Source organism: Pseudobutyrivibrio xylanivorans (assembly GCF_008935055.1).
Lineage (GTDB): Bacteria > Bacillota > Clostridia > Lachnospirales > Lachnospiraceae > Pseudobutyrivibrio > Pseudobutyrivibrio xylanivorans_A.
Genome location: NZ_CP043028.1, coordinates 1,834,115 through 1,847,067 on the forward strand (window position 1 = coordinate 1,834,115; position 12,953 = coordinate 1,847,067).

The following is a 12,953-nucleotide window of genomic DNA, read 5'->3' on the forward strand; positions in this document are numbered from 1 at the left end:
TATATTTTTACCACTTAGTGTATGGCTGCTTCGATGCCTCGCGCGAGCTGATCAGCGCAGCTGGTGCCTTTCACACCACAAAGGTTTCCTTTGAGGATTGATACAGTGTTTGCTGCATCAGCGCCCTCTAAAAGCTTTGCGATAGCCTTTGTGTTTCCATCACAACCACCGGTAAACTTTACGTTGTGAAGCTTGCCATTTTCAAGATCAAAATCAATCTGTCTAGCGCATACGCCGCTAGGTGTGTAACTGATATGTTCCATTATTAAACTCCTTAAAAAATCACTTGGTTTTTGCGTGATTACATTGTATCAAGAGAATTCAATAAATCCAAGTTTTTTACTTCAGTTTCTGTAAAAGTCTTTTCTGAGAAGTCTGCAGGCATAACCGATGGGCTATACCAAATCTGTCCCATAAAGTAATTATATAAATCAGGATTCTTGAATGAATAACCATGTCTTGCGTACATTTCATTCTTTATAATATGAATAACCTCTGGCGCAAGCCCCTGAAAATCCTCTGCAGAATAAACTGTATTTGCTGTATCAGCAAGATACTTGCAGTAACGTGCATCACCCGAGATACCCTTTGACTCCCAGTAGCTTTGAACTGCATTCCAATATTTATTCCCTTCAAGATAGCTTGCTCTTTCTGAAATTGCTGCTGCAATCTGCTCGTTTGACCAGTTGGCTAAATCTCCAACATAGTCTCCTGGATCAACCACTTCAATTACAACATCGCTGTAATCATCCGTAGTACCTTCCACTGCTGAGCCTGCTGCAATGTCTTCCTCACCTGTAGTTTCCTCGGCAACTGGAGCTGCCGCATTCTCCTCAGTAACAGCCAATGACTTCTTTTCATGATTGAGAACATTAAAGGTGATAACTCCAACCAGAATACCTGCAGCCACGCAGCATACGCCTTCAATAAGCCATCTCTTCACGCTAGGATGTTCACTTAGAAAATCCTTAAGGTCGTAATGACGATCAACCACCCAATCAACAAAATCCAATAATCTTTCTCTTAAATCTTCCATATTCTTCCCTTTTTCTGTGCTATATTTTAGTACCGTTACTTAGTATAACACATTATTGTCGTTTTTGTTACATGTGTTACACCATTATTACAAAGTTTGTTCAATAGCACTTCTTGTAGCATTTACAGATCCCTGGGCCATTTGCTTGCTACCACCACCCTTAGCGCCAAGCAGCTCTCTCAGTCCAACTGCTATTGCGCTGCAATCTCTGGTGGTACTTCCGATAACAAAATTGTAGCCATTGTCATCATCACCTGAAAAGATCGAACATAATCCTGAGTGCTTCTCCATTAGTGCATTAACACCATCACGCATATTCTTGGCATCCAAATCCTCTGTGAATATTGTCACATCCACAAGGTCTGTTGGATATCTTTCTATTCTCTCCATAAGGATTTTTGCTTTTACTTCAGATATACGATATTTCAACTGCTTGTTATCCTCAAGCAATGACTTTATTTTCTCTGGCACCTGTTCCTCACGGCAGTTCAATGACTGGTAGGACTCCGACAGTATTTCCATTCGATGATTGTAGTCCTCCAGTGCTCTCAAACCACATAGAATATAGACTCTTGTTCCACCCTTATATTTTTCAAAGGATAATACCTTAAGTATTCCTACCTGTCCGGTTGATTTAACATGAGGCGCACAGCAAGCGCAGATATCAGTCCCATCAATTTCCACCAATCTGACAGCACCATCAATCTCTTTCTTACTGCGATAACTGGTTGCCTCAAGAGTTGCTGCATCAGGATAATACGCTTTGACACTTACATCTGCTGCTATCAATTCATTGGCTGAGTGTTCCAGCAAACGGACCTGTTCTGTAGACAACTCAATATTTAAATCAAGAGTCACCGTGTTTTCACTGAGATGAAAGCCCACATTCTCAGCGCCATAAATATTGTGAGCCAAACCTGTAAAAATATGCTCACCCGTATGCTGTTGCATATTTCCAAATCTATGATGCCAGTCAATTGTTCCGTGTACCACCTCTCCTACCGTATATACGATATCGCAGTAGTGAACAATCTTATCATTCTCCACCTGAACATCTGTCACTCGTCCTTCGCCCAGTAAGCCATAGTCACTAGTCTGTCCTCCCTGCTCTGGGAAGAAAAGTGTCTGGTCCAATATAACCTTATAGCTGTTCTGCCCCACCTGTTCGCAGGACAAAACCTTGGCATCAAACTCTCGTAAAAAAGCATCCTCGTCATATAGTGCAACTGTTTTCATAAGCCTCTCCATTCTTTCAAAAATAGCTCTTGCCCAATCATTCCATTAATTGACGCAAGAGCCTCTCATTATTTCTTCTTAAATAAGATATCTCTGTTAATCTCGGTGTAGAATGTCTCTCTCAAACGCTTGTTGCTGTAGTTCATTCCGCGAAGCCACATAAGCTTTGTCATTGTAGCCTCAAGAGTCATATCGTAGGATTCTATCATGTGGAAGTCCTGCTTCACCTGTCTGCCAACCTCGTAGACAGTCATATTGCTGCCCTCGTTAGCAACTTGAGTAGTCATAACCGCAAGCTTGTCAGTGTCCTTCCATTTTTCCATTTCCTCATAGAAGGTATCCATCAATGTCTCTGGCATACCGCCTACTCCAAAGCTTTCGATAACAATGATATCGTAATTCTCAAACAGATAGCTGAGAATATCTGGTTTCATTCCAGGGTATAGTTTCAGAAGAGTAACCTTATCTGACATCTCATAATAGAAGCTAGGAATCCCCCGCACTGGAACCTCTGGAATATATCGCACTATCACCCCATCCTGAATCACTGCAAGATATGGGAAATTAATGCTTGAAAAAGCATTATAGCTCTTGGCTCTTTCCTTCTTCGCGCGTGTTCCACAGATTACCTTGCCGTCAAATACGATGCTAACATTCTGAGAAACATCATCACTGGCATAAATAAAGGAATCTAAAAGATTGGTCTTGGCATCTGTAACATCCTTGCTGATAGGCTTCTGAGAGCCTGTAACAACGATTGGCTTCGCGCTGTTTTGAATCATATAGCTTAAAGCAGCTGCTGTGTATGCCAATGTATCCGTACCGTGACAAACAACAAATCCATCGTAATTCTCGTAATTGTCCTCTATCGCCTTTACGATATGCTTCCAATGGGCTGGGGTCATATTACTACTATCAATATTCATCACCTGAAGTGTTTCAACCTGACAAACCTTTTCAACCTCAGGTATATATGCAAGGACATCCTCAGCTGTAAGTCCTGGCTTAAGTCCTGCATCTGTCTGCTTTGAAGCAATGGTACCACCTGTACCAATCATTAAAATCTTTTTCATTTCTAGTTAGTTCTTTCCAATTGGTATTCCAAAAATTTTAGTCTGAAAGCCTTCCATCAGGCTGTCATAATCTGTATAGCTGATATTGCATTTAAAGCGGCTGTTCCATACATCCTTTAAGGTATCGCAGATAGCTGCACCATTTTCCTCAGAAAGGATTGTAGGAAATACGTAATAAATCATAAAGTAATTAAGATTCATCTGGTCAGCGCCACGTACTCTACCAAGCTTCTTGAATGCTGTAAAAACATCCTCGCAAAAAGCTTTACACTCACTCTCCAAATCGGAAGCATTAACAAGTGCTGCAAGCTCTCCATAGCGTTCTTCTTTGAATTTATTTGTGTGAGCCTCGTACTCCTTCTTGCTATGAACCTTGCTCAGATAGGCAACATCCTCAAAAATTTTATCAACATTGTAACCCATAACATTATCTCCTAAGTATTGTTCAACTAGATGCTATTTTACATTATTTCACGTATAATTAAAACTCACAGAAAGGATTTATTATGAACGACGACGAACAGCTTTTATTCAAAAGATTAATCGAGCTTTCCAACAGAGCTTATAAAAATAATATCTATACTTTCAGCGACTTTCTCAGTCTGAGCCAGCAGGATATTTTGTACCAGGCCGCAAGGAATAAAGCCTTTGCACCAATCAGTTATGATTTGTTTGGTGGCTATGAAAACTGCGAGAGGAAAATGGTGCGCTTTGGAAGTGAGTCAGACTTTGGTTACGATGTTGAATTTCCTATCAAATGCATCAAGGTAGAGCCACTTGCAAAGAAGTTTGCTAAGGAATATACCCACCGTGATTACTTGGGCTCCCTCATGAGCCTTGGAATTGATCGAAAAAAATTCGGCGATATCTTCGTGGATGGCATGGATGCTTATATCTATGCCGACGAGTCTACCGCCGATTATCTTCTTGAAAATTTCGTATCTGTAGGACGCAACTCCGTAAAATGCTCCATCTCAGAATTACCTGAGTCCTATAAGCGTGCTGCCCTGAAGGAAATGACTATTCAGGTAGCTTCGCCTCGCGCTGATGCTGTCATTGCCCGTGTCTACAACCTGAGCCGCAAGGACACCATTCCTTACTTCACCGAAAAGAAAGTCTCCGTCAACGGACGCATCGTAGAAAACAACGACAAGGTGCTCGCTGCAGGCGACACCATATCCGTACGCGGCTTCGGTAAATTCACCCTCGTATCCGAGGGCGGGCTTTCTCGTAAGGGTAAGCTAAACTTAGTAGTAGAAGTGTTTGGAGGTTAAATGAGGATGTGGGCGTAACATCCGGACTAAAGTGCAGCGATTAACCTCTGTGCGATGGCTGCGAAACCAGCATCGTTGGGGTGGCCTGCAAGGAACGAGCCAATCGTATATACGGTGCCGTCAGGTGTGGTAAACTCGTCACCCTGCTGCAACATGTACTCCTGCACACCCTGAATATCCGAAAGGCTTACATAGGTGATGCCCTGCTCAGAGGCAACTGCCTTCTTTGTGCTGATAATGCTCTTGTAAGGCCAGAAATTGTCCAGCATCACAATTCTTGCATTAGGATTGTAGGTCTTGATGTACTTAATCATATCTGTAAGGTCTTCCTTGAAATGATTCTCGTGACCTTTTACATTTTCTCCCAGCTCAATAACAATTGTTCCATACTGATAATTTGTGATGTATGGATCCAAATCGTCAAGCTCGTAGTTTCTTGTGCTTGAGAACTCCCATGCACGAAGTGACATGTAATCATAAGATCCGTAACCCTTTGCGGCTACAGTCTGATGAACATAGTCATTCTCTGGAGCAGTGGCTCCGCATCCCCAGCCTGAACCCCACCAGTCCTTGGTAGCAGGATACATGGTGATGGAATTCCCGATAAATAAAATGTCCTTTGTCGCTGTAGGAACACTCTTTGTGCTTGATGTAGGGAGTGGAATATCTATGTAATCTTTAGAAACATCGTCAAAAGCGATGTATCCATAATCCCCATTTATCTTCATCTTGTAATAGTCAGTCTGCTTGCACTTTCCAACAATGCTCACATACTGGTCAAGAGAAAGTGTACCAATTACCTCGGCTGTATCGTAAGGCTCCTCACGCACAATTGCTTTCGACTGTGCATAGTAGGTAGCCTCGAAATCTGTGAAAGTATATTTTTCCTTTTCAGGCTCCACAACCTTCTTCTCTTTCTCCTTTAGCTTAGCAGCCTGCGCAGCTTCCTCTTCCTGCATTTTAATCTGCTCCTGCTCAATGCGCTCAGCCTCTGCTCTAGCCTCTGCCTCTAATTTGTTCTGATAAACCACAAGGCTTCCAAAGGCAATAACCAAAACTACAAGAGATATCCAAAGTCCAATTACTATCTTCTTCTTCAAAATATTTCTCCTATTAAAAACAAGTTGACTATTCTATAATTGACATTAGTAAGATGTATTATAGCACGATTTATTTAAGAAGTCATTTTTGAGGGAATCTGTTATGAAGCTGCTACTTTCTGCCGCTGAAATGCGGGCATGCGACAATTCTACAATTGAAAAAATGGGAGTTCCATCACTTGTGCTCATGGAACGAGCAGCCATAAGTGTTTGCGATGTCATTCTCAGTCGTTTTGAGAAATGTAACAACATCGGTGTTATCTGTGGCCCCGGAAATAATGGTGGTGACGGTGTTGCTGTCGCGCGAATTCTCCATAATAAAGGATTCTGTACCAAGGTATTAATCATTGGAGAGTCTAAAAAATTTTCAGAGAGTCTAAAGCAGGAGCTTTCGATTGCCAAAAACTACGGAGTGGAGCTTTCCTACATTAAAAATAGGGATAGTATAAGCCCGAAAGAATTCTCCAGCTTTTTTTCAGAATGCGACCTTATAGTGGATGCCATGTTCGGAATAGGTCTCACTCGCGGCCTGGATGGCAATTACAAATCTGCCTGCCAATATATAAATCAGTCGAATAAACCTGTCATAGCAGTGGATATCCCTTCTGGATTTGATACCGACAGTGGAAAACTATTAGGTGATGCTGGCGTAAATGCCACTATCACTGTCACCTTTGCCTATATGAAAAAGGGCTTGGTGCTTGGAGACTGCAAAGAAGCTACCGGAGAAATCATTGTTACCGATGTGGGAATATATTGTAAAGATAATAGTACTGCGAAGCTTCTTGACGATACTGTACTTGATACCATTCCTTGGAGACCAACCATCGCCAATAAGGGAACATGCGGTAAGGTCCTTATTATTGCTGGTAGCGACAAGATTTATGGCGCCTGTTATCTAGCTGCATTAGCGGCCCTATGCTCCGGCTCAGGTTTAGTGAAAATATACACCCACTATAACAACATTGGCACTATTCAAAGCTGCCTGCCTGAGGCAATGTATACCGCATATACGAATTATGATGAAGTATCTCTGATTCCAGATATTAGTTGGGCTGATGCAATAGTTGTAGGTCCAGGTCTTGGCACCGCAAAGGCTGCTTCTTCAATTTTGAAGACCTTGAGCAAGACCGCCACTGTCCCTGTTGTTATCGATGCAGACGGACTGAATGTTCTGGCAAAAGACCTGAGCATTTTAGATGAGCTTTCAGCTGTTGTGCCTGTCATTCTTACTCCGCACCTGAAGGAAATGGAGCGTCTATGTGGCATTCCTGTATCTGAAATTAATTATGACATGGAAAATATTGCTTCTAACTTTGCAAAGGAGCATAATTGCATTGTTGTGCTGAAAAATCACACAGAGGTTATTACCAGTGAATCAGGTGTATATTATTGCACCAGTGGAAATGAAGCCCTTGCCACACCAGGTAGCGGTGATGTTTTAGCTGGCATTATCGGTGCTTTACTGGGTCAGGAAATGGACGCTGAGGACGCCGCCGTGGCTGGTTGCTATGTTCATGGAAAGGCAGGTACAATCGCCGCAAAGAAAGTTGGTATAAAGGGATTGTTAGCTCGTGATATCATTTCTAATATTCATGAGTTGATATAAAATACTTGCACAATAAAGACGTTCTTCGAACCTCGTAGAGCATCTATTTTTTATAGAAAGGCATTAAAAATGAGAGAATTTGATGTAGAAAAACAGACTAAACAATTAATCGAATACACTAGAGAGTGGTTCAATAAGTTCGGTGACAACACTCGTGCAGTCATTGGTATTTCAGGTGGAAAGGATTCTTCTGTTACTGCTGCAATTTTAAAGGAAGCTCTTGGTGCTGACAGAGTAGTTGGAATCATTATGCCAAATGGTGAGATGAGTGATTTGGATGACGCAAAGCTCCTCGTAAATTTCCTTGGCATTCCTAACGAAATCGTACCAATTACAGACTATTACAATGCTGCTATTTCAACCTTTGAGAAAGCAGAGAAATTTGAAGTTACAAAGGATCTTAAAATCAATCTTGCTCCTAGACTTCGCATGTCTACACTTTATGCTGTTGCTCAGGGTCAGCCTGTAACATCATTTGTTGTAAACACCTGCAATGCCTCAGAAGACTACGTTGGCTACTCAACAAAGTACGGCGATGCAGCTGGAGATGTTTCACTTCTTCAGGATTTCACAGTTACAGAGGTTCTTCAGATTGGAGAATACCTTGGACTGCCAGAGCAGCTTGTTCACAAAACTCCATCTGATGGTCTCTCCGGAATGAGTGACGAGGACAAGCTTGGCTTTAAGTACGCACAGCTCGATGAATACATCTCAGACTCAAACGCTGACATTCCTGCAGATGTGCGTGCATCCATTGACAAGAAGCATGTGGCTAATCTTCACAAGCTACAGCTTATGCCTGCATATAAGCGCCATTAATCAAGCTTTTACTTTAAACTTAACTATTGAACCCCTAATACACATATACTAAAATTAGTCTTATATTCATATATTAGGAGTTTAAATCACTGAATCATGAGTATTCTAAGCGCTGGACAAATAATAAAGGAGGCTCGCCAAAGAGCTGGCTTGACTCAAGAAGCTTTATCAGAGGATATATGTTCCACTGTTGCACTTAGTAAAATAGAAAACGGTAAGCTCGGTGTTAGTCCATCTACATTTTCATTACTAATGGAGAAAACTGGCTCCCCTCGAGAGGTCCTTCCTACCTTTAAGAATATTGATGATTACAACTGTTTTCGACTTATCAAGGAAACCTACAATGACATAACACATCATCAGTTAGATACTGCATATTCTCATATTCAAGAAATTATAAATATCAATTATGCAGATAATAAATTCTATCGTCAACAAACCATGTTACTATATTGTTGGCTACAATATAGTAACTGTTATGCTGACTCTCAAACACTATTATCTATCATAGAGAATGCATTGAGAATAACAAAACCTAGTATTAGTGTTTTTGATATTCGAGATATTTCTCTATCCTATGTAGAATACAAGGGATTTCTTTTGATTATTAGTATTCTAATTGACTGTAAGGAGTTTGACTCATCAGTAGTTCTCTTATCGGAGATTAATACTTTTATCAGAAATTTTCCCTCCCAAACGCGAAACCAGCATAATAGAGAAATAGAATATATTCATGCTATAACCTATGGTAAATATTTTTATTTTACAGGCGATTATTCAAACGCCTCTGATTGGATAAATAAAGCACTAGATATATATTACTCTGAAAATATTGATGCTTTTTTGTCCTATGAACTGTTCATTTTAGCTGAGCTTATTTCATTAAAAAATAGCAACAGCAAAGAATTCTCGCCAAAATTTGAATACTTTATTGCCGCTGCTACATTTAAAAAATGCGCCTTTGTAAATAGGGTAGTCGACTATGCACAAAGAACCTTCTCAAACGCTTCCATTTTATCAAGATATCACGTGTTTAAAAAAATGTTCCCTGAATTGTCTTTTAGTGAGATGATTTTATCTGATGGACTTTATAACATTTATGATAAAGATGTTATAACTATTGGAAGGCTCATTAATCATCTTCGTAAAACCCAAGGCATATCAATCGATAAACTATGCAATGGTATCTGTAGTAAATCTATGCTTTCTAAAATTGAAAACAATGATTTATCTCCTAGCATTTATGTTATAGAAGCTTTACTAGGAAGACTAGGTGTTAACGAAAAGGATTTTACCTTCTACGGAAATGATGAAGAAACACAATATTATAGACTTAAATCAAATATTTTTGTTTCTGGTCATCTTAATAATATAAAACAGCTAAAAAAATCTGTTTCAGAGTTTGCCGCCTTTGCCAACAAAATCAATAACAAACTCGTTCTCCAGCAAGCATACTGTTTTGAAGCCCAGTTATGCGAAGATAAAAACGAAGCATATACTCTTCTTTACGATGCAATAAAACTTACATATATTGATTTTAATTTTGAGAATATTAACAATTATATCTTATCTTGGAGTGAATATAACATCATTAACGGTCTTCTTAAATGCATTTATCCAGCTCCAGATATATTCCATACCCACACCGCTTTCCACAAGCTACTATCCAATACGGATAAACCACCTTTAAATAATAAGCTTTTCTCTAGATGTCACGAATCAACTATTTGCTTATTCTTAATCTTTTTAGATATTAATAAGCTGTTCAATGAAACTATCTTTTTCATTGATAGCATGAATAATCAACTACAATACTTTGATCCATATAGCTTAAATTTTGCATTGTATTATTATGCATTGGCAAAAGCTAATCTTGGTCAAGATGATTCGCTCATTTTCTATTCAAAAGCAAGTATCGGGAACTCATATATTTGTAATGACTTAGAGATTATAAATCATTTTAAAAAAGACATTTATAAACTTACAAACATTAATATTTAAAAAAACAAGCGCCTAATGCGCTTGTTTTTTTAGCTATGCTCTAATAATAAAATCCCTATCCTCATTTAGATCAACTGAATCCTCAACAGCCCCCATTTTAAATTCTTGGTTATACTTTGCAGGTTGAACCATCAGTAATTCAAACGTTGCAATTACAAGTAACAACAATACTACTACTTTTACCTTCACACTTTTCATCATAAATTCCCCCTTAATATGACTAATCATTCGCCAATAATATTTCTTCTGCATCATCTTCATCTAATGCATTATTCTTTGATAAACAATAAACTACCACAAAATCCAAAAGCCCCGCAACTATAAATATGACTTCTACATTTACTACAGATGCTAACACACTTATACAAAATGATACAACTGGCATTGCCGCTACTCCAACTGATGTAGCTATTGCAACTGCGCGAGCTATATATTTCTTGTCGACTTTTTTCATAAAAACTATATTCATCATACAATTACCATAAGCTACTCCAAGACCAAGAACAAATGATAATATAGCTACAACCAAACAAGTAGTTAAACTATTGGAATATAGTGGTTTAGCACATATTATTAATATATAGAATAAACCTATTATAAGACCATTAATTACATTTATTCCTTTATTTGATACGAACTTAGATATATGAGGGTAAGTAATCGAGCCACTCAACATTCCCAGCGAAACCGAAACCGATAAAATTGATAGTATTTCTACCCCATTATGCAGTACCGTATCTGCCAATGGTGCCTGCAAACCATTTATAGGAACTAAAATAGCATTTATGAAGACTGTATATAGTAAAAAGAAAACAATTACATTTTCCTTGGACACATATCTTATTCCATCCTTAAAATCCTCTACATATCCACTAATATGAAAAGTCTTTTTTACCAGTTCATCATTTTTAATATTTACAAAAAGAATAATGATACTAGATATAATAAAGGTACCCATATCAATATATAGAGCTCCAGATATTCCTATTAATGCAATTATTCCAGCAGCACATCCCATACCTACCAATTGAACTATTTGAGAAAGTGAACTATGAAGAGACATGCCATATTCATATAATTCTTCATCAAGAACTTTAGGTGTCAAAGCTGTATCTGCAGGCCCTCTGAAAGCTTCTACAGTCGAAATTAGAATATTAGATACTAATAACATCCATGGTCTAAGCAATCCCGCAAGAAATAATGAAGCAACCATAGCTACAACAATTGCCCTAATAATATCTGTCACAATCATTATTATCTTTTTGTTTCGTCCCTCAACCCACGTTCCTGCAAAAGGTGTTATTAAAACCGTAGGTAGATTATTAATTCCAAATATCAAAGCTGACCATGCTGCAGAATTTGTAAGTTGATAAACTATCCAGGTACTTGCAATTGCATCTATGGAATCTCCAAATCTATTTATCAACGCTGCGAGCATCATTTTTAAATATTCTTTTTGTGATAAAACATCTTTATACGAATGTTGCTTCTCCATTCTATGCCTCCCTTTTGTTACATGTATCATAGTAATAATCCAAATATGCAACTTCTTCCAAACTCATGCCGTCAGCTCTTTTTCCTCTACATGTTCCATCATCCGCAAACGCATTATAATACCTACATCCGCCTAAACAAAGAGGTAATTCTTTACATTTTCTACATTCTACATTCTTTATTAAAGACTTATCTAATCGCTGCTCATATAACTGCCTATTTTTATATATCAACCTTCCATCATCTTTTAAATAACCAACCTCATCGTCGCCTTCACAGTTTGTACAAAAAAGTATTTTTCCATCGGTATTTATTGCTACAGCATTGTGCCCACAAGATTGACAACCATAAAAATTATTATATCGTTCACAATTTTTATACCCTAATGAATATGCATACATCTTTATTTCAAATGAACTAACTTTCTCGTTCTCCTGAAAAATATTAGCTATGCTTATATGGATGTTCTTTCTTAAAGGAGGGTCTATATCTTCTAAAATTTGAGTCTGATTATTAAGATTATCTTTATTAATGTTCATTCGCAGAATGACCTTTATTCCATTCCTCGAAGCAGACTCTACCCCTGATAAAACTCTATCATACGTTCCCTGTCCATTTACCAATACTCTTCGACTGTCGTGACTTGCTTTATTACCATCAACTGTAATTTGCATAGTCTTTACTCCTAATTCATAGAGCTCCCTCGCTTTAGCTTCATCCAACAAATATCCATTTGTTACTACTGATGAAATAATCACGCACCCATTTTCTTGAGCAACAGGTAACACTTTCTTTAGTATTTTGATAATTGTTTCATATTGTAATAGCGGCTCTCCTCCAAACCAATTAATATTGATATTACGCCTTTTCTTAGATTCCCTAATTAAATAAAGAATCACACTATTAACTGTCTGGTCATCTATATTCTTATTGATATGTTCCTGCTGACAATAGGTGCATCTAAAATTACAAGCATTTGTCAAATATACCGTCAGCCTTAAGATGCTATCTCTACAAGTACATTTTTTTTCCTCATACTCCAAGACATCTAACTCGTCTATGTTATCATCTATTATTATCCCCTTAGAATACATGCTCTTAATAGTTTCTGCTTCCTTGAGGGTATAGTTTTCTTTATTAATATTTTTCAATAACTCTTTTATATAGTCTTGCTCTTCTTTACTATATGCATAGTATCGTCTACTAGCTACGTTATATAAAATCCTATTACCATCACATACTTCTTGATCAATCACATAGTTAGATAGTTTCATATTGTATTATCCTCAATAACTGTGCCATACAATTGCT

At 38.2% G+C, this 12,953-nt stretch carries 13 protein-coding genes; 4 read left to right on the forward strand and 9 right to left on the reverse strand.

The window, feature by feature from the left end; translation table 11 throughout:
- Positions 1-14: 14 nt before the first annotated feature.
- The 5 genes from FXF36_RS08360 to FXF36_RS08380 form a co-directional block, all read right to left on the reverse strand.
- Positions 15-263, reverse strand: coding sequence for a TIGR03905 family TSCPD domain-containing protein (locus tag FXF36_RS08360; RefSeq protein ID WP_151623321.1), 249 nt, complete (start codon positions 261-263; stop codon positions 15-17).
- Between the two features lie 38 nt (positions 264-301).
- A complete protein-coding gene (locus FXF36_RS08365; RefSeq protein WP_151623322.1) occupies positions 302-1,036 on the reverse strand; it encodes a YARHG domain-containing protein in 735 nt (244 codons plus the stop codon).
- Positions 1,037-1,123: 87 nt separating this feature from the next.
- On the reverse strand, positions 1,124-2,272 hold the full coding sequence (locus FXF36_RS08370) for an alanyl-tRNA editing protein (protein WP_167511329.1): 1,149 nt from the start codon (positions 2,270-2,272) through the stop codon (positions 1,124-1,126).
- A 68-nt stretch (positions 2,273-2,340) separates the two neighbouring features.
- On the reverse strand, positions 2,341-3,345 hold the full coding sequence (locus FXF36_RS08375; protein WP_151623324.1) for an asparaginase: 1,005 nt from the start codon (positions 3,343-3,345) through the stop codon (positions 2,341-2,343).
- Positions 3,346-3,351: 6 nt separating this feature from the next.
- The gene (locus tag FXF36_RS08380; RefSeq protein ID WP_151623325.1) at positions 3,352-3,768 is read right to left on the reverse strand and encodes a hypothetical protein; all 417 of its coding nucleotides are present in this window, start codon (positions 3,766-3,768) and stop codon (positions 3,352-3,354) included.
- A gap of 83 nt (positions 3,769-3,851) precedes the next feature.
- Between FXF36_RS08380 and FXF36_RS08385 the strand changes: the two genes are divergently transcribed.
- Complete coding sequence (locus FXF36_RS08385; protein WP_151623326.1) at positions 3,852-4,619, forward strand: YlmH family RNA-binding protein; 768 nt, start codon at positions 3,852-3,854, stop codon at positions 4,617-4,619.
- A gap of 26 nt (positions 4,620-4,645) precedes the next feature.
- Here FXF36_RS08385 and FXF36_RS08390 read toward each other — a convergent pair whose 3' ends face one another.
- Entirely contained in the window at positions 4,646-5,719 is a 1,074-nt protein-coding gene (locus FXF36_RS08390) for an SGNH/GDSL hydrolase family protein (protein WP_151623327.1), read from the reverse strand.
- Between the two features lie 103 nt (positions 5,720-5,822).
- Between FXF36_RS08390 and FXF36_RS08395 the strand changes: the two genes are divergently transcribed.
- The 3 genes from FXF36_RS08395 (at position 5,823) to FXF36_RS08405 (ending at position 10,148) form a co-directional block, all read left to right on the forward strand.
- The gene (locus tag FXF36_RS08395) at positions 5,823-7,328 is read left to right on the forward strand and encodes an NAD(P)H-hydrate dehydratase (RefSeq protein ID WP_151623328.1); all 1,506 of its coding nucleotides are present in this window, start codon (positions 5,823-5,825) and stop codon (positions 7,326-7,328) included.
- 69 nt (positions 7,329-7,397) lie between these two features.
- The gene (gene nadE / locus FXF36_RS08400) at positions 7,398-8,147 is read left to right on the forward strand and encodes an NAD(+) synthase (RefSeq protein WP_151623329.1); all 750 of its coding nucleotides are present in this window, start codon (positions 7,398-7,400) and stop codon (positions 8,145-8,147) included.
- A gap of 96 nt (positions 8,148-8,243) precedes the next feature.
- Positions 8,244-10,148 (forward strand): helix-turn-helix domain-containing protein, encoded by a 1,905-nt coding sequence (locus tag FXF36_RS08405; RefSeq protein WP_151623330.1) that lies wholly within the window; start codon positions 8,244-8,246, stop codon positions 10,146-10,148.
- A 33-nt stretch (positions 10,149-10,181) separates the two neighbouring features.
- Here FXF36_RS08405 and FXF36_RS16285 read toward each other — a convergent pair whose 3' ends face one another.
- The 3 genes from FXF36_RS16285 to FXF36_RS08415 are packed head-to-tail and all read right to left on the reverse strand — an operon-like array spanning position 10,182 to position 12,916.
- Positions 10,182-10,349 (reverse strand): hypothetical protein, encoded by a 168-nt coding sequence (locus FXF36_RS16285; protein WP_167511330.1) that lies wholly within the window; start codon positions 10,347-10,349, stop codon positions 10,182-10,184.
- Positions 10,350-10,368: 19 nt separating this feature from the next.
- A complete protein-coding gene (locus tag FXF36_RS08410) occupies positions 10,369-11,643 on the reverse strand; it encodes an MFS transporter (protein ID WP_167511331.1) in 1,275 nt (424 codons plus the stop codon).
- Position 11,644: 1 nt separating this feature from the next.
- The gene (locus FXF36_RS08415) at positions 11,645-12,916 is read right to left on the reverse strand and encodes a radical SAM/SPASM domain-containing protein (protein ID WP_151623332.1); all 1,272 of its coding nucleotides are present in this window, start codon (positions 12,914-12,916) and stop codon (positions 11,645-11,647) included.
- Positions 12,917-12,953: the final 37 nt, after the last annotated feature.